The following is an 18,958-nucleotide window of genomic DNA, read 5'->3' as shown; positions in this document are numbered from 1 at the left end:
TTATTTACAGATAGGTTTTACAGACAGAGCATACCGGAAGGTATACTGCAATGATGTATAACAAATATAGGTAAACTGAACTACAGGATTACATCGTGTAAAGCATTTCCCGCACCACTCACAAACTCACTCACCCTCACCCATACACGCTCCTTTACCCACTCCCTCTTCTCCTCATCCAGTTCATCCAGGATCTTATCATTATCCTCATTAAAATCAGTCAGCACATCTTCCTGGAGCTCTTTCTTTATCTCCTGCATCCGCTTTTCATCACCGGGATCCAGGCGCCCGATCTTTGATAAGGCACTATTTAACCTGTTCTCTGTGATGTAATGTGTCATTTCATCTACCAAAAAAGATAGTTCCTCTGATAAGGTGGTCACGTTGGGAATAAAGGACCATTTTTCTGCCTCATGAAATTTCTCTTCTTCATCGAATTCCGGATTTTTCAGTTTGATAATGGGACGACGGGAAAGATCTGAAACGCCGGAATGATGGAGCGGTTTGATAACAATTCCTTCAATGAGGTTAGGTGTAAGCATCGGCAGATTTAACTGCGCCGGGATCTGTGAATCAATCCTGGTATTAAAGTTCAATGCTTCGTTCCATTTACCGCTGAATAATATTTTTGCGTAGAGGATATTGAATTGTTCGAAGTAACGCACGGCGGTCTCATAATCGAGATATGCTTTTTCGGTGGTTTCTATAGCGATGTCGAATGCGCAGAAACGGATCGAAGGACTGTAGTACACACCGGTTTGTATAGCCTGTACCTCAGGAGCGGCCACTACTTCGGGATGTGGATATTTCCCGCCAAATAATTCCCCATAGATAATGTATTTGTGTGCAGGGATATCCTGTTTCAATTGCTCAAACAGTCTGATTAACTGAGTTTCCATTTCTGCCGCTACTGCCTGAAATCCGAAGAAATCGTCTGTCCAGCGTAGGTAGTCCTTCCGTTTGGCATAAAGTAATTGATGATTCTCGTATACGAAGCTGAAGTTGGCGCCGTGTATTTTTTCGGTCACCACCCATTTTAATTTATTCAGCGCATGCTGTTCTTTATCTGACAGATGAAGCCCCTTTAAGTTTTTGGGCATTTTTTCGTATTCAGTATTCTTGTTCATATTTTCCGGGCACACTTTCCGTTAACAAATAAGTTCGGGTACAAACTGTTGAAACGCGAAGGTACATTTTTACCCATAAACGGCGAATGATCGCCTTTAGCCTGATATTACCACGAATATAAAATTTCCAGGAGGCGGGAAATTGTCGTAATATTCCAACCAAAATTCCACCTACAGCAATTATTAACCAAAGCTAACTTTGTAGATATCATGGACGAAGTAAGGGACAGACGCTATATAAAGGAAATAATCAGCGAATATACTACCCGCTTTGTTTCCTGGGGACCACCGGATTCCTGGGATCTCGATCAATTTAAGACATTGGAAAACATGATCTTAGAGGCTACGGATGTTACGGTTAATGCCAATACCCTTAAGCGTTTCTTTCAACAGCGTACCGGTAATCCACAACTGGCCACAAGAGACGCGCTGTGCAGTTTTTTGGGTTATACAGGCTATACAGATTTTGTGATTAAAAAGACCCGGATCGTAGAGGCGGCAAATACAAATGACGAAGACCCGGAAGAAAAACAGAAACCGGTAATCAATACGCCGGTGAATAGCCCCGGAAAACAGCCGCCAGCAAGCCGTATGTATATCTATGTACTTTCCGGACTCTTGTTGCTTGTCAGCGGATACCTGTTATATATTTTGAAGATAAAGGAGATGTATACCGATTACCTGTTGTCGAAGATAGATTTTTCCGTATCGAATCCAAAAGGCGCCAATCCTTTAACCGTCACCTTTTCCTACAGTATTCCGGCTTCCCTTTTAAAGGACATAAAATTGGTGTACGAAGAAGCTAATGGAGATACCTCACAAAAACATCTCACCAGGAATGTGGGAAAAGTAAACGCTACTTACATCTATGAAGGAGATGGCCTTTGCCGGCTGGAATATAATGGGCGCATCATAAAAACGATCACCATAGAAAACCGCAAACAGGGATGGTCTATTTTTACACGTAACGAGAGAAAGAATATTTTCAGAACACTGCCCATTAGCCAGGCCTATAATAAAGAAGGATTTCTGAGCCTTCCGCTGGATAGCGTAGTGCCGGAAGCCCGCCCCGGCCACTTATTTGTGAGTTACGTGTACTATAAAGAAAAGCTGGTGGACGGCGATAATTTTATGTTCGAAGCCCGCGTGCGAAACGCCGCGAAAGACTTTGCTATTCCGCGCTCCGACGTTATGATGTACCTGTTATCCAGCACAGGTATGCATGGTTTTGCTCTGAATGAGGCCGGTTATGCATACATAAAATTCATAAGCGGGGAAAAGACCATCAAAGGCGATGAATTCAACCTCACCAACTTTAATTTTGATGCGTCTCAATGGCATGTGATGGGGATCCGGGTGGAGAACAAAACCTCGACCTTTTATCTCGACGGAAAAAAAATCTATAACATCGCATATGAAAAGCCCATAGGGATGGCCAATGAATTAATATTGCGCTTCAAGGGTTGTGGGGCAGTAGATTATGTGAAAGTGAATAAACTTGACGGACAGGTTGTTTATGAACAACAGTTCGACCAGGTGCTACAATAATGGCCGGTAAATCTCATCTGCAATTCTCAGCATCAGAGACCCCGGCCATGCAATCACCATAAACTATCTTTCTGTGGCTGTAGAGACCGAAGGTGGTAATGTCGCACCATTGAAAGCACCAGGGGCCGCCCCCATCGTGAATTCAAGGCTGCCTCCTTCCATAATATCTTTGTGATGGATGAACAATTTCGTATAGTCTTTTCCGTTCAATTTTACCGATTGGATATACCTGTTCTTGTCACTTAACCCAATGGCCTTCATGGTAAAAGTCTTATTATTTGTAACAATAGCGGCACTGGTCAGCATAGGTTTCCCGAATACGTAAATGCCTTCCGCAGGATTCACCGGATAAAAGCCCATAGCACTGAATACATACCATGCCGACATCTGCCCGCAATCATCATTTCCAGACAAACCATCCGGCTGATCGGTATACAGCGTGGTCATGATCTGGTGAAGTTTTTCCTGTGTCTTATACGGCTGCCCGATGTAATTGTACAGGTACGCCACATGGTGACTGGGCTCATTTCCCTGTGCATACTGCCCGATCAATCCACTGATATCTATGGGCACATCATGCCCGGAGAGGTTGGAGGACACCGCAAATAAGCTATCCAGCGCCTGCCCGAAGCCGGCATTGCTACCATAAAGGTTAATCAATCCCTGTATATCGTGCGGCACGAAGAAAGAATATTGCCAGGAATTTCCTTCTACCCAATCCCCCGGCCCATAAGAAGAGAGGAAAGGATCGAATGGGCGACGGAAACTGCGCGTACTCGAAAAACCATTCATCAGTTTATTTTCTTTATCAAAATAAGTGGTGTAGGACATGGCCCTTTTCATGAAATAAGCATAGTCTTCTTCATGACCCAGTTCCTTCGCCATTTGCGCGATACACCAATCATCATAGCAATATTCCAATGCAGTGGAAACGGATTTGTTGTACAGATCATATGGAATATATCCGAACTGCTTTAGTTCCTTTACGCCAAACGCATCCTGCATAGCTGATCTTTTCATCGCTTCGTAAGCTTTGTTCACATCGTAATTGCGGATACCTTTGAAATAAGCGTCTGCAATAATGGGCACGGCATGATAACCGATCATACAGTTGGTTTCACTGGACCATAACGGCCAAACCGGTAGCAAGCCAGTCTGATCATATTGCGCCAGCATGGATTGGATGATATCATTCGCTTTACCCGGATCAAGTATTGTCAGCAGCGGATTCAGGGAACGGAAGGTATCCCACAGGGATAATGCCGTATAGTTTTTAAATCCATCTGCTTTATGTGTTTTAGCATCAAAGCCGGTATACTCCTTATTTACGTCATTAAAAAGATAGGGAGTAACCAAGCTGTGGTATAAGGCCGTATAGAAAATCGTTTTTGTTTTATCGGGAGCAGTCACCTTGATTTTAGACAGTTCATGTTCCCATTTCAATTGCGCCTGTGTGAGGATCTCGTTGAAATCCCAGTTAGGTATTTCTGACGATAAATTCTCCAGCGCATTTTCAATACTTACCGGTGATATACCCACCTTTACCAGTACCATTTCATCTTTCGATGTTTCGAAGTTGAGTACTGCTTTTACGTTTTTACCGGTGGCAGTGGCAGGAGTGATGAAATCCCCATCTACCGCAATAGACGGACTAAATGGCTTTGAAACTTTGATAGCATAAAACACTTTCTGATGTACCCAGTATTTTTCTCCGGGTTCGCCCCAGCCTTTGGTTTGTCGTTCGCCGGTGAGGGTGCAGCTATCTATCACATTAACGGAGGTAAACAGCACAGAATCTGTTTCATAGTGATGCGACAGGTCCAGTATAATATGCGATGCTTTATTTGCAGGAAAGGTATACCGATGAAAGCCGCAGCGTGGTGAAACGGTCAGCTCGGCAGTGATATCATAATCCTGCAGCTTTACCTTGTAATAGCCGGGTGTGGCCACTTCTTCATCATGGGAAAACCTGGAGCGGTATCCATCTCCGGGTTGAGTTTTACTACCGGGTTTGATGGCTATTTTACCTACAGTTGGCATCAGCATTACGTCCAGCAGATCGGAACGCCCGGTACCGGAAAGATGGGTATGGGAAAAACCGATGATGGTACTATCGGAATAGTGATAGCCTGAGCACCAGTCCCAGCCATCGACGCCTGTATCCGGGCTTAACTGCACCATGCCGGATGGATAGGCGGCTCCCGGAAAGGTATGCCCATGGCCACCGGTGCCAATAAAAGGATTAACAAAACTGAGTACATCAACTTTGTCGTTCTGACTATCAGTTGTTGCACTACATCCCGTTATGAAAGGGATAAAAAAAAGAAGCAATAGATATCTGCCCATGGCTGAATTATTTTTCTATACCAAATTCTACTTCATTTGCCCAGTGCTCTTTCCAGTCGGGGTGGAAAGCCCTGGCATTTACCTTTGATACACTGCGGTCACGGGCAAGCTCCATACAGGCGGCGCTGGCGCCATCATCGTTGATCCTCGCAGAGAATTTTACTTTTCCTCCTTTATCAATCATTCGTTTTACATCCGGTATTTCACTCCAGGGAATAGCACATTCGGTAAACAGGGTATTGCCTTTACGTACCGTTACCAATTTACCATTCTTCACCGCACCATCAAAAGGCGATTTAGGCTGCCGGGGAAAGAAATGTTTGCGGGGCATACCGGGAGTCAGCAACCGCCATATTTCAAAGCCACCGCCATATTCCGATGCAACGGTGTTTAGTGCATATTCATAATCGGTGCATTTATAACCGGTATATCGGGGCATAGTGCCTTTGGGAGCTGCTTCCATACCATCCTCTCCGATGGGGATTACATTGAATGCCAGCAGTATATTATCAAATTTCTCCCCGGTCATGCCATCAGGGAGGGTACCGGTTTTACGATAGGAAAATCTTCTGACGTTTTTAGGCCAGACCAATGGTACCAGGTCGTTCTGGGATACCGGTGTACATTGGATATTGTTGGCCAGTACACTGGGTGATCCCGGTAAGTAATATCCTGATTTACCATATACGCCTATCCAGTTGCCCTGTGTATCAAAATCTTTACCTGCTAATATCGCTGCGGTGCTGCCCGCAGCCTGATCGGAGGTATCAAAGAAGATACCAGCCAGTTTGGTGGTATTCCTCCAGCTATCCCAGGTTATGGCGGAGCAACGGATACGCAGCTTTCCTGCCAGGTCAAGATTAAGCCAGGCCCCGTTCCAGCAATTCTCAATATTGGTAGTCATCAGTTCTTTGCCGCTTTCCCGGTCGTATACGGCGACAGCTACGTTACGTTGACTGATACCAGGGAAATACAACGAAGTGCGTGTATACCTGTCCGTTGGCAGGCTGATGTCCATTCCGATAGATCTGGTGGTGGCAGAGTTTTCAAAGTAATTCATCACACGGCCGCCGGTTGGCAGTTGCAAGGCTGCTTTATTATCAGCAGCAACGGGTTGACTGTTCAGCACCGGTTCCATCGCGTACATGGTTTGCATGTAAGCAGTATCCGGGTAGAAGTATTGGTCATCGTCTCTTGTTTCAAACCGTGGTGCGCCTTTATTGGGTGTTTTATCAGCCACCTTGGCGCCGAAATAAAAATATTGATCGTCGTAAGCTACATAGGTATTGGCCAGTCCGTCGGAGGCGGTATCAAAGTTCTCATACGGATGCCAGGCTGCTTCCGTGAGAGATATACTGGCTTTGGAAGATCCTTTGATGGTTTGTGGAATAACACCGGCCCAGTCGCTCAGGTCTCCATCTACCCGGATACTTTTTTTAGCGATATAATTAACATGCATATCCTCGTAATGAACGGCAAAGCCATCATGGCCGGCATCGAAATGTACCTGCAACGGATAACTGTTTTCTTTATTGGCAATGCCATTTTTTACCTGGACAGTAATTGTTTTTGTTTCATGAGCACGGAACGCAATTGTTTGCGGATAGCTCAGTTGAAGATCGCCCACGGTAACGGCTAGTGTACCTTTCACCGGTCGATTCAGGATATTTGTCAGCTGCAGCTGCATGCCTGGTTTTGTTTCCACAGGCGCGGTGAAATCTTTTGGTATGATCTCCAATGGCTCATACCCTTCTATGCGCGCCTGGCGGATCGCAGCCACTAGTTTGTCGAATGCATGGGGCGTTCCATTCACCCGCATAAAATAACCCTGGTAATTGAGCGGGATGGTAAATATTCCATTACGGGGCGCGATATTGTTGCCATAAAAATCATACAACAAGAAGGAGGGATCTGCTTTGACGATCATTTTACCATCGGTAATGGGAGCGAACTGGCTGAGTTCATCAGTTATTTTTTTTCGTTCGGTATGGTCTGTCGTTGTTTTTAAGCGTTCATATAATTGTTGTTTTTTCTTCGCTTCGGTAAGACTGCGTACATTCCGGAACAACATATGCGTAGCACCGAAAGCTTCTCCCAGATCGCCGGCAATCACAATGCTGCCATCCTCTTTGTTGTTATGATAACCGTCAAATACCATTACCCAGGGAAGACCGTTATTAAAAAAAAGGCGATTGAATTCGCGTTCGCCGATAAGACTTTGCGTAGCGCCCATGGCGGCAGCGGTAGACCAGGTATTATGTAATTTGGGAACAGTTTCCAATCCGTTTTTGGTGCGGATGGTCATGCTTTGCACGGATCGGTGCGGATCGCCGGAGTACATATATCCTCCGTAAACGCCCATGGAGCGGTCGTAGCCTGCAGAGCGGTTTGCCGCTACCACCAGGCCGATACGATCATCCGTGTTGCCCACCCAGCTTTCTGTATCCCATATTTTTACTTTGCCTTTATAGTCTTTTCGGTTGTTCCATTCCGGGTACAGTACCGGCGATTCCATGCCCTGATAGTGAATAGAGAGAAAATCAAAAATGGGCAGCATCTTTTGGGTACCATCGGCGAAAAACTTATCCATGGCGTTGGAGTTGGAGTCGCCGCCACCTACTAATACGTCCCTGTTTTCTTTGCGTGATTCCAGCACAGCTTCCGCCATTTTGGTATATATTTCCCGGTAGCGGAGCATGTCTGCCTGCCAACCGGAGATGGAGGTGCCTTCCCATGGCTCATTCCAAAGGCATACTGATGTAACGGGGCCATTTGGCCAGCCAAAGTTCATGCATAGTTCTTTCACATATTTTTTGAAGTCTTCATCCATGTCCGGCATCCACGCAAGATCCTGTTTGGTCCGGAGAAATTTACCGTTGTTGTCGAGATGTGGCCGGCTGATGCCCAGTGGCATGGATTGCGCGGTTTGTCCTTCACCAAACATCAGCATCACGGTAATATTATTGTCGCTGAAGTTCTTCATCTGGCGCTTGAGTTCCTGCATATAAGCCTGGTATCCCGGATTGGTAGTGGTCATGTAGGGCACGCCGTAACGGATTGCCTGTATCCCCATTCTTTGCAGGAAGTCCACCCCGAGGAAGTCCAGCGATTGTTTCGGGTATTGCATTTTTACGGGAGATGGCTTCATGCTCAGTACAAAACTGGTTGCCAGTCTGCGCCCGTTTTTCCCGAGATCAAATACAACAGCATAACCGCCATATTCTTTGATGTCATCTATGGTCATCTCCGTGTCGAGGTAGCCGTTGGGCGCGATCCTGACCTTAACGGGAATCACTTTTTCGTAATCCAGTTTCACCATCCGGGGCCACCAGATATCATTGGGAATACCTTTGGTGCCGTAGCGGATGATGTATGCTTTAGCATCTGTATCAATAACGTAATTGGTATTGTTGATGAGCTGGAATTTCAGGCGGATGGCATCGCCGGGCCAGAACACATTTGCGGGGGCTGAAGAGCCAGTGAGGTTTACCTCATAATCGTAATTTCTTAGCCCGTTTTTTACACCCAGTACGTCTTCATAACCGATCCAATCCTGCGGATCTTTCATTTGTGCATGGGCGGTTTGCAGGGTAAAAAGCAGTATGGTTCCCAGTATAACAAGTTTCACGTGCATATTATTTTGAATCGGTTTCGAAATCATTTTTATCCTGAAGGTATCATCAGGTTTCTTCTTTGCTTTCTCTTATCTGTGCTGCTCATTCAACATTTTCTGTACTTCAATACCGGCGAAGATCACCGCAAAGGATCCATGTGTATCGTTGTCGTAGAAAGGTCTTGTCATATAGTAGTTCACATCTTCGGAGCACATGGTGCCTACACATATTTTATGTACAGTGCCGTCATCTTCTATTTCGGAGGCGATAGCACGCCAGCCTTTTTCTACCAGGGGCGTGAATTTTTTCTTGTCCAGCCAACCCAGCCTCACACCTCTGGCCATGGCCATGGTGAATATAGCCGTACCGGAGACTTCAACCGGGGAATCGTTCCTGTTGATCACATTATGCCAGAAGCCATCCGTACTTTGATAACGGATCAATGAATTGGAAAAGTTGCGGTACAGGGATAAAATAGGTTTGTATTGAGGATGATCTTTTGGTAATGCCATCAGTACTTCTGTCATTGCCCAGATGGCCCAGCCATTGGCCCTTGACCAGTAAGGCAGTTTCGTTTGCGGACGTTTGGAATAACTGGCGTGCATGAAAAGCCGGGCGTCCTTATCCCATACGTGTTTGGTGAAATCCAGGAGTTGATGGGCGGCGTCATCAAAAAATAGTTTCCGCTTTGCCGGGTCATTGACATAAAGCCCTGCCTGCATTAAGAATGGAATGCCCATGAACATATCATCTACCCAGGTGGTATATGTTTCTGGTGTGGTGCGTGTATAGTTCGTGTAGCCCGGACTTCTGATCTGCCCGGTTGTTGCATAGTCCATCATATGCGCGATATATGTTTTATAGATCGCCTCATTTTTGAAATCCTTTTCTTTCCGTAGCCGGTAAATCAATGGCATAGCAGGCGCCAGGGTAAAATCCAGTAACCTTGAATTAATGACCATGGCGTTGGCTGAATTATAGGCCCGGAGTTTATTTACCTGGTAGTTTACAAATGGCATCCCTTCCATCTGGAAGTCGCAGAAATTCGCCGTCCATTCATGGTATTGCTTTTCGCCGGTCAGTTCGCTCAATTGCGCCATGGCCCAGGCTACGCCGCCATTATGATAATTCCATTGGTAGGTAGTGCCCCATGCTTTGGCGTCTATTACGTCGCCCAGTATAGCTGTGGAAGGAATGGTCCAGGTGATGGGATCGGTAAGACCGGCATACATAGCGCCGAAGCGGATTTCTTTTTCGGGTGCATGTGCTGTTGCTATGCCTGGTGGAAAAGGTCCGCAAACAAGCCAGTTGCTCAGATTCGCCACACTGCTGTCTACATTTTTTACATGTTGTAATCCTATTTCAGGATAGGTATGACGTACATTCAATACGGCATCCTGTTCACTGGGTGGTTGTAAAAATACGCACCATTCTTTTCCGCTGGTAGCGGATTTTATCAGTATATCATTGTGGCCTTTTTGTAATGACAACTGAAAGGAATCTGTCATGGCCATACTTCTTTCATCTCTCACTATTGCAATATCCCTGGCGCCTTTTTTTTCATAAACAAGATTATCGTTACACCATATTTTGCATTCATCATTGTGTGCTATTTCTACCGTTATCAGGGTGGCTTCCGGAACCGTTAATTGCGTATATGCGTAAGCGATAGCCGGCTTTCCTTTGCCAAATGTTTTGCCAAAATCTACGAAGCATAATCCGTTGAAACGCTTACTCCTTGAGGGTGATATCAGCCGGTAGGCAAAGGGCGTTTCCCGTATCAGTTTATCGCCTATCTTTTTTATTTTATCAACAGGAGGTGGGATTTCTTTTGCCAGCTGCGCAGTACTGCTGCTCACCATCAAAAGAACAAACAATAATGTACTTACATATTTCTTCATCATTACTTCCTTCTTTTAGCTATCTGCCGTTGTGAATTAGTTGTTGCCATTGCGCTACTGACGGTTAGGGGGTCTGTTAACCGTCAGTAGCGTAATGGCAGTTATGATATATTTGCTAGTAACCTTTGTTCTGCACGCAATTGACATTCCTGTCTATCTCTGTCTGTAAAATGGGTAACGCGTACTGATCTTCGGAGTTCCACGTGATAGCACCGGCCCTGCTTTTTTCATATACTTTTGCTTCATTGGGTCCGAGGCCCCATCTTCTTACGTTGAACCACCATTTAGCTTCTCCGAATGTTTCCGCCCAGGTTTCATAATAGAGTGCATTCAATGCCAGTTGGTCCTGGAATGAGGCATCCGTGCTATTGGGATGGAGTTGTGCTTTGGTGATTTTTGTGCCGGCAGCCACGGTATTATAATCTACGCCCGTCTGATCCCAGGCTCTGCGGTGTACCCGGTTGATATAATCCAGTGCGTTCGCATCGGTGTTATTGCCACTCAGTTTCCAGTAGCATTCTGCCAGGTTAAGATATATTTCCGGTAAACGGGTGAAATAGAAATCAGCACCATGCATACGTGGATTCTGGCTGGCCTGCACATCATACAGGTTGAATTTGCGAAGTGTCCATCCGTGCTTGATGGTATTGGCCGCCTGCGGCGCATTGAGCTGGTACTCGGTTTCAGCGCCTGCGCCATAAGGTAGTATCGCCACTTTTGCATTGCTGTTCATCACGGTGTCTACCCAAGGCTGATACGCGCATACCCATAAGCGTGGATCCGGATCTGTGCCATAACGTTTCAGTGTTTTCATATGGCGGCAGGAATCTACATAAGAGGCTTCTACGGTGCGGCCTGGAGTGCCGAGGCCTTTCATAACAGGATAGTATTGCTGCGGAAATCCAAAACGGCCCAGGTTCCGGTCGTGGATATACATATTGCCATAGCCGGGAGTCGCACCACCAGGTGTGCCATTGTCATAGAACGGCGTAAAGATCAGGCTGACAGCTGACGCTGTTGATGGGCCGGCCATGGCATTGTCGCCGGACCTCACAATCGTGATCTGGTGCAGCGCTTCTGTATTATTGTTTTCGTTATTGGCATACTGGGGATTGCCATTCCACATGTTATTATAATCCTGGAAATTCATCAGCGATTTTCCGGAGTTTTGAACGATATCCACAAACGCATCGCGGGCTTCACTCCAGCGTTCTTCGTACATCAGTGCGCGACCCAGCAACGCTTCCGCAGCATAGTAGTCGATCCGGCCTTTACCTGCGCCCGCCCAGGTTTTCTTTACACCGGTGGAAGGTTCTGTTAAATTAGCCATGGCATTTTTTAGGTCCGCTATCACGTAGTCCCAGCATTGTTTTACGGTACTACGAGGACGCATTTCATCGGTACGGTCACCGATTTTGATATCCGAAGTAAACAGGATTACACCGGGTTTTGTGTTATCCCCATTGGCTTTTACCACTACTTCCTGTGCATATAAATTCATCAGGAAGTAATAATGCCAGGCACGCAGGTAGTAAGCCTCACCGAGTTTGTATCTTAAAGCCAGGGTATCGGCGGCAGATAAACTACTTCCTTTCTTTTTCTTAAAATTGGGAACGATCTGATCGATGAACGTTCTTGCCTGTTGCACGCCTCTGTATAAACCCCGCCACTGCGCGCCGGCATAGCTGTTGCCGGAGTTGACGCGAAGCATCTGGAGATCGTTCCATTCGCTGGTACCCAGCCATGCCACATCTCCCGTATGATCTATATTATAAAAGAACCTGCCCAATCCTGAAAATCCAAACAGTTCCACGCTGTGAATATTGGCATAAGGAGAGTTGAGGAAATAATCTACCTGGTCCATGGTTTCCGGGAAGATGTCCGGATTCAGGACGTTGTAGGGTTTGGATTCGTCAACAAAATTTTTCTTACATCCGAAAAGCGAGATGCCTAAACCCAGGATGAAAGAAAGTTTTATGATGGTACGTTTCATTACTAGTAGTTTTTCTGTTTACGAGAATGGATTAGAATCCGAATTCAATTCCGAATGAATGCAGCCTGGTTTTCGGATATACTTCCGCAGAAATAATTCCCTGAGCGAGTGCGCTGGAGTTGGCCCCGGCGAAACCAGCTTCCGGATCTACATATTTTGCTTTGCTGATCACAAATAAATTCTGACCGCTGTAATACACCCGGAGCTGTCTTATTTTCAGGCGGTCCAATGCCTTCTGAGGGAGGTTGTAGCCAATCTGCAGGTTCTGCAGACGCAGGAAGGAGCCTTTCTGTATATGGTAATCAGAAATCCTTTTATAGTTGCCATTGGGATCGTACTGGAAGGCGTTGCCATTCATGTATCCAAATCGTGGCTGGCCGGTAAGACCGTTGCCATACATAAAGGAGCTGTTGAATACATGGGAAGTAGTATTGAAATCGTTATAGATACTCTGGTAGTAACCATCCATACCATTGTAAATATCATTTCCATACACACCGTTAAAGAAAGCAGTGAGATCAAATCCGCCATAGGTAAGGCCAATGTTAAAGCCATAGGTCATTTTAGGAAGCGGATTACCGATGATGGTTCTGTCCTGGTCGTTGATGGTACCGTCTCCGTTCAGGTCTTCATACCAGATGTCGCCGGGACCGGAACCGCTGGCATACCAGTAAGCATTGCCTTTGGCCTGTGCTTTCGCATTCAGTTCGTCCATTGTTTTCTGGTCTGGTATCAGTCCTTTTGTTTTAAATCCGAAGAATTGAGAAATCGGAGAATTCAGTTGGGTCCGTGCAACGGCGCCTGACAGGTATTCACCTGCCGTGCCGGCATCTATCGGTAATTTTTCTCCTCCGAATGATAAGATCCTGTTGCGGTTAAAGGCGGCATTAAATCCAACATTCACACCGAGTTTTCCAAAGTTTTCTTTGTAATTCAGGGTAATCTCAACACCGGTGTTCCTCATTTTTCCCAGGTTCATATCCAGCACGTAAGCGTCGGAGGCATTGTGTCCGTTGACCATACCGGTGCTCACCGGAAGGCTGCGCTGGTACAGCATATCCTTTGTGTCGCGGATGTAATAGTCGAGGGTAACATTTAATCTGTTATTGAACAGGCCTGCGTCTATACCGATGTTGGAGGTGGTAACGGTTTCCCAGTGGATGCTCTGATTGGCCACGCGTCCTATTCCCCAGCCGCTTACAGCGCCTGTTCCGGGGAGCTCGTTGAATTGTGTTTTATCATAGTTCGCAAGGGATGGAATGTATACATAGCTGCCTACACCGTCGTTACCAAGACTCCCATATGAAGCGCGCAGTTTGAGATCAGATAATACCGGGAGTTTATTTTTTAGAAAGCCTTCTTCTGTCAATCTCCAGCCGGCAGCGGCGGATGGAAAGTTGCCGGTTCTGTAGCTGGGTGCAAAGCGGTCGCTGATGTCCTGGCGGAGATTTGCTTCAAACAGGTATTTGTTTTTATAGCTGTAGTTTACTTTACCGAAATAACTGAGCATCCGTGAAATGCCATAGTTCATATCTGTAGAGCGTCCGCTGGTATTGCCGGGTACATTGCTCAGGGCGGATGACTCAGAGAAGCCAACCGGGAACGCATCGGAAATAACAGGTACGGAATAAGCTGAGTTAATGGCATAGATGGATCCGGAGAGGTCATCAGAAGATGATCTTCTTCCTTCAGTTCCCACCAGTGCTTTGATTTCATGATCGCCCAGCTTCTTACTGTAGGAGGCCACGAGATTGCCTACATAGGCCATCGCCATGCTGCTTTGCTTCCTGAGATTATCCTGTGGCTGGTTAATCTGGCCGGAAACAAACCATTTGCCTTCAAACTGGCGCGCCATGCTGGAAGAGAAGTTACCGCCGCCGGTAGCACGTATATGCAGGTCCGTTACCGGTTCAACATCTATATAAAGGTTACCTTCTGTTTCCAGGGAATTGAATCTTCTGTTGATGGTATTCACAAAAGCTGCCCAGTTGCCGCCGTTGTAGTTGCCCGCGGAAGGCAGTCCTCCCCAGGATCCATCGTCATTTTTAGGACGCATCATAGGAGATGATCTTAAAGGCAGGGCATAGGCATTGGAGGCATTGCCGGTGATCACGGGCGGATTGTCTGAATAGGAGTAGAGGTTCAAACGCTGGCCGATCTTTACTCTTTTGCCGAGGTCGTAATCGCTGTTTACGCGCAGACTGTATCTTTCAGACCAGGAGTTGGTAACGATACCGTCTACACGCCGGTAACCGGCAGATACATAGTAGTTTTGCTTTTCACTGCCACCGCTCACGGAGGCATTATAGTTCTGCTCTTTTCCGGTGCGGTATAAATACTTCACCCAGTCGGTATTCACAGATTCATCCCAGCCGCTGGCAGCAGGGGTGATGGCGGCCCAGGCCTTTTTATAGTCGGATGTGCCTAATAATTTGGGGAGGAAGGTGCCCTGTGAGAATCCCTGGTTCAGCGAAATATCCACATTCGTTCTTTCCTTGCGGGAACCTTTTTTCGTGGTGATGAGGATCACGCCACCGGCCGCCCTGGCGCCATAAATAGCGGCAGACGAGGCATCGCGGAGTACCTGGATATTTTCAATATCACGTGGATTCATATTAAAGCCGGTGTTGCCAATAGCGGGTACGCCATCGATCACATATAGGGGAGACATGCCCCGTATATTTCCCACGCCCCTGATCACTACGGTGCCGGTAGAACGGGGATCGCCGCTGGCGCTGGTCACCTGTACACCGGCGGCACGGCCTTGCAGCAGGCTACCTACGCCGGTAACCGCCATTTTTGACAGTTCTTTGGTGTCTACGGAAGATACGGCGCCTAAGAGATTCGCTTTTTTCTGCGCACTGTAACCGATTACCACGATGTCGCGCAGTTGCTGCGAAGTGGAGGTGAGTATGATCCGGAGAGCATTTTGCGGACCATTTACTGCAATGCTGCGGGGATCAAAACCTACATTGCGGACGGTCAGGGTAGCAGGTAGTTTGCTGAGTGTAATGGAAAACCGCCCCTGCTGGTCAGTAGCTACGCCGTTGGAGGTGCCTGCTTCGAGAATGGAGGCGCCCGGCACGGGTTCATGCTGCTCTGAAACAACAACGCCTTTTATCACAATGCCTTGTGCCGCAGGCTGCTGTGCTCTTGCGAAAAATGTCAGCATGAGCAGTACAATGCTTAAGAACTTATGCATTTTCATACGCTTTGGAATAATTTGTTTTGATTAAAAACCAGGTGATTGTAATAGGTAGGGACAAGACAGCCATCGCTGGCTTTTTTGGTCGTAGATCGCCTGATAAGGCATGACAAAATCAGCTTTTTCATATACGTAGAATAATCAGATGAACGGGATAAAATCGTTGACGCTAAAATATCATGGAGAGGAGGGAGGACCCAAATTAAAACGCCTCAAAAGCCGGAGCAAACTGCAAACAAAGTGCGATTAAAGTTTTAACTTGTTGTAAACCATTTGATTGGACATGTATTATAAATGCCCCGGAAGATACGGAAAGTGCTGACTTACAAGAAAAGATCAACTGTCAGGCTGGTCTTTCAAATGCAATGCTGTAGATAGTTTTAATAGAATCCGGCGCCGGATTTTCTAAACATCTGCTCAACTCCCACGGATATCGGTCGAAAATCACCGAATATTTATCCGGGTGCTTTCATTATAATATCAATGGATACATTTAGGAAATATTTCCGCATCTTTCCGGGCCGGGAAGATGTTTGTTTATCCGAGGGCTAATATTTTATACGCATGAATCTAAGAACGACAGCTGTCCTGTTTGGGATGATCGTCCTTTTCTGTATTGTTTCCTGTAAGCAGCAAGGGGCCTCTCAAAAAGGGCAACAAAATACGATTGATACAATTCCCCAAAGGGATTACCTGTCGCTGATTATTTCTTTAGATACCTTAACATCACCTGAATATAAGGAAGCGATTTTAAGGGAAGACAGCCTGTTGCGGCATGTGCCGGACAGCAGTACGAACCCGTTTTATCACTTCTTCCGGGGAAAAAGACTCAGCCAGCAGAAGCTGGGAGATAGCGCTGTGAGGCAATTCCAGCAAATGACAGGGGATAGTGAGGTGGAACTGCTGAAAAGTTACAGCATCCTGGATCAGCGTATCCGCAACGGGATGACGGTAGAAGGTGAGTTGATGAGCCAGATCCTCTCCACCATGAAAACGGCCGAGCGTCTTCAAAGTAAAATCACTTACCAGCTGTATGACCTGATGGCCAAGGCGTATTATCAGAACGAAAACGCCAATGAATCACTGGAATATGCAGAGCGTTATTACACGCATCATCCTTATAGATTACATCCGGTGGTAATGCAGCGGCATTACGATATTTCCTTCCTGTTATCGTCCAGGCTGAACGACTTTGATAAAATGATGCTGTCGAACGTGGAGGCCAGGAACTTTGCCCGGCAGATCCACGACAGCCTTGCCATTGCCCGCACCTACGATAATGAGGCGCAGATCTTTTCCCGGCAGGGACAAAACGAAAAAGCCCTGGCCAGCAGCAAGATTTATTTCAGCTACCTGGCAAGAACGAATAACCTCAATGATATCGCCTATAATAATATGGCGACCAGTTTTCTTCGTAACCGCCAGCTCGATTCCGCCATCCGGTATTACCGGGAGGCCATCAGCTTTGCCCAGAAGAATGCACCGGGAAAAAAGAGCCCTGTTTATTTTAAAGGACTGATCGAAGCATTAAAAAAGAATGGCGAATATGTTGAAGCTTTGAAGGTGGCTGAATCTGCCTATCAAACCGAAATCAATAATATAAAAAGAATAGAGGCCGTTAAATTTGCCGAGATACATGAGCGGTATGAAACGGAGAAAAAGGACCGGAATATTGAAGAGCTGAGTAACCGGAATGAGCTGAATGAGAAAGTGATCAGGCAGCAGCGATGGATGCTGGTAATGGGCCTGGTGGTATTTGTGGGAGCATTGTTGTTTTTTTACTTTATGCACCGCCAATACCGCCTGAAAGAAAAGAACAGGCTGTTGCAGTCGGAGAACAAGCGGTTGAACATGGAGCAAAAACTGCTGCAGGCGCAATTAAATCCGCATTTTATCTTTAATTCTATCGCTAACCTGCAAAGCCTGATTGCTTCCGGAGATACCAGGGAATCGGTACGTTACCTGTCGGCTTTTTCAGGGTTATTGCGGAATGTGCTGGAACAGAGCCGCCGGGACTTCATCGGACTGGACGAAGAAATCGTTACGCTGGAACATTACCTGCAACTCAACCAGATGCGTTTCGCCGGCCTTTTTGATTACTGGATCCATGTGGATAAACAACTTTACCCGGAAAATACCCTGATACCTCCGATGCTGATACAGCCTTTTGTGGAAAACGCCATAGAGCATGGCTTCCGGAATATTAATTATAAAGGTGTGCTGACGATCTCTTTTGCGGTAAAGAATGGCCAGATGTTCATCACCGTAGAAGACAATGGTAAAGGGTTGACGGCAAAGGAACCCAATGAGCAGAAGAAACAATCCCTGGCAGGGACCATCCTGAAAGAGCGGCTGGAAGTGCTTTTTAAGTCGCAGGGCCAGGAAGCGAAATATGAAATTGCAGATAAAAAGGATAGCAATGGACAAGGTGTGATCATACATATTGTTATCCCCGAAATAAAAGATTAACATCATGAAATTATATATCCTTGAAGATGAAGTACGTATCCTGCAACATCTCCTGCAGGTAGTTCAGGAAATTCCTTATGTGCAGGTATTAGGGCATGCTGCGGAAATAGCGAAAGCGGCAAAGGAAATTCCTGCATTGAAACCCGATATTATCCTGGCCGATATCAGGCTGAAAGATGGGGATAGTTTTCGGTTGTTTCATGAAATAGGCAATAACGATTACCAGGTGATTTTTCTGACGGCTTACGATCAGTATGCTATACAGGCGCTCAATATGGGCGCTTTCGGCTATTTGTTGAAACCGATCGATGAAGTGGCGCTGGCCGCCATGCTGAACAAATGTCATCAGCACCGCGAGCAGGAGCAGTTTGATAAGCAACAGCTGGAAATCGCCCGTCAGCATTATGCGGGACAAGGCGCTGCCACTACCAAACGTATTGCGCTGAAACGGGTGGAATACATGGAAATTGTGTCCATAGAAGATATCATGTATTGCAGAAGTGATAAAGGATATACCACTTTTTATATGAAGGATAAACGGGAGATGCTGGTATCAAAGGGGTTGATAGAATACGAGAGTATTCTCATTCCGTTTGGCTTTATCAGGTGTCATCAGTCGTACCTGGTTAATTTCCAGTACGTAAAAAAGTATTACCGGGAAGGGCTGTTGCAGATGCAGAATGATGAACAGATTCCTGTTTCCAGCAGAAAGAAAGAAGAAGTATTAAAATACCTGGAGAATATTTCCTGAATTA

At 46.3% G+C, this 18,958-nt stretch carries 9 protein-coding genes; 3 read left to right on the top strand and 6 right to left on the bottom strand.

The features are described 5' to 3' along the window. Positions 1-80: 80 nt before the first annotated feature. A complete protein-coding gene (locus BMW79_RS32870) occupies positions 81-1,127 on the bottom strand; it encodes an RNA ligase family protein (protein WP_089903759.1) in 1,047 nt (348 codons plus the stop codon). Positions 1,128-1,337: 210 nt separating this feature from the next. On the opposite strand from BMW79_RS32870, the gene BMW79_RS32865 reads away from it, so the two are divergent. Next, complete coding sequence (locus tag BMW79_RS32865; RefSeq protein WP_218150494.1) at positions 1,338-2,675, top strand: hypothetical protein; 1,338 nt, start codon at positions 1,338-1,340, stop codon at positions 2,673-2,675. Between the two features lie 63 nt (positions 2,676-2,738). Here BMW79_RS32865 and BMW79_RS32860 read toward each other — a convergent pair whose 3' ends face one another. From BMW79_RS32860 to BMW79_RS32840, 5 genes are all read right to left on the bottom strand, one after another. Further along, positions 2,739-5,021, bottom strand: a complete 2,283-nt coding sequence (locus BMW79_RS32860) for a GH92 family glycosyl hydrolase (protein WP_089903753.1) — start codon at positions 5,019-5,021, stop codon at positions 2,739-2,741. 7 nt (positions 5,022-5,028) lie between these two features. Then, entirely contained in the window at positions 5,029-8,649 is a 3,621-nt protein-coding gene (locus BMW79_RS32855) for a DOMON domain-containing protein (RefSeq protein WP_218150493.1), read from the bottom strand. Between the two features lie 75 nt (positions 8,650-8,724). Beyond that, positions 8,725-10,539, bottom strand: coding sequence for a glycoside hydrolase family 88/105 protein (locus BMW79_RS32850; RefSeq protein WP_089903748.1), 1,815 nt, complete (start codon positions 10,537-10,539; stop codon positions 8,725-8,727). Positions 10,540-10,651: 112 nt separating this feature from the next. After that, complete coding sequence (locus BMW79_RS32845; RefSeq protein ID WP_089903745.1) at positions 10,652-12,529, bottom strand: RagB/SusD family nutrient uptake outer membrane protein; 1,878 nt, start codon at positions 12,527-12,529, stop codon at positions 10,652-10,654. 31 nt (positions 12,530-12,560) lie between these two features. Then, on the bottom strand, positions 12,561-15,731 hold the full coding sequence (locus BMW79_RS32840; protein ID WP_177192429.1) for a SusC/RagA family TonB-linked outer membrane protein: 3,171 nt from the start codon (positions 15,729-15,731) through the stop codon (positions 12,561-12,563). Positions 15,732-16,298: 567 nt separating this feature from the next. Between BMW79_RS32840 and BMW79_RS32835 the strand changes: the two genes are divergently transcribed. Together BMW79_RS32835 and BMW79_RS32830 are read left to right on the top strand one after the other, a co-directional pair. Further along, a complete protein-coding gene (locus BMW79_RS32835; RefSeq protein WP_089903739.1) occupies positions 16,299-18,203 on the top strand; it encodes a histidine kinase in 1,905 nt (634 codons plus the stop codon). 4 nt (positions 18,204-18,207) lie between these two features. Continuing rightward, positions 18,208-18,954, top strand: a complete 747-nt coding sequence (locus BMW79_RS32830; RefSeq protein WP_089903736.1) for a LytR/AlgR family response regulator transcription factor — start codon at positions 18,208-18,210, stop codon at positions 18,952-18,954. The last annotated feature ends 4 nt before the right edge of the window (positions 18,955-18,958 follow it).

It is taken from the genome of Chitinophaga arvensicola, from assembly GCF_900110835.1.
Lineage (GTDB): Bacteria > Bacteroidota > Bacteroidia > Chitinophagales > Chitinophagaceae > Chitinophaga > Chitinophaga arvensicola.
The sequence above is the reverse complement of the archived record's forward strand: the minus strand, read 5'-3'. Positions and strand labels throughout refer to the sequence as shown.

Coding starts and splice junctions, on each gene's coding strand:
- BMW79_RS32870 (WP_089903759.1), bottom strand. CDS start 1,127: ATGAACAAGAATACTGAATACGAAAAAATGCCCAAAAACTTAAAGGGG.
- BMW79_RS32865 (WP_218150494.1), top strand. CDS start 1,338: ATGGACGAAGTAAGGGACAGACGCTATATAAAGGAAATAATCAGCGAA.
- BMW79_RS32860 (WP_089903753.1), bottom strand. CDS start 5,021: ATGGGCAGATATCTATTGCTTCTTTTTTTTATCCCTTTCATAACGGGA.
- BMW79_RS32850 (WP_089903748.1), bottom strand. CDS start 10,539: ATGATGAAGAAATATGTAAGTACATTATTGTTTGTTCTTTTGATGGTG.
- BMW79_RS32845 (WP_089903745.1), bottom strand. CDS start 12,529: ATGAAACGTACCATCATAAAACTTTCTTTCATCCTGGGTTTAGGCATC.
- BMW79_RS32840 (WP_177192429.1), bottom strand. CDS start 15,731: ATGCATAAGTTCTTAAGCATTGTACTGCTCATGCTGACATTTTTCGCA.
- BMW79_RS32835 (WP_089903739.1), top strand. CDS start 16,299: ATGAATCTAAGAACGACAGCTGTCCTGTTTGGGATGATCGTCCTTTTC.
- BMW79_RS32830 (WP_089903736.1), top strand. CDS start 18,208: ATGAAATTATATATCCTTGAAGATGAAGTACGTATCCTGCAACATCTC.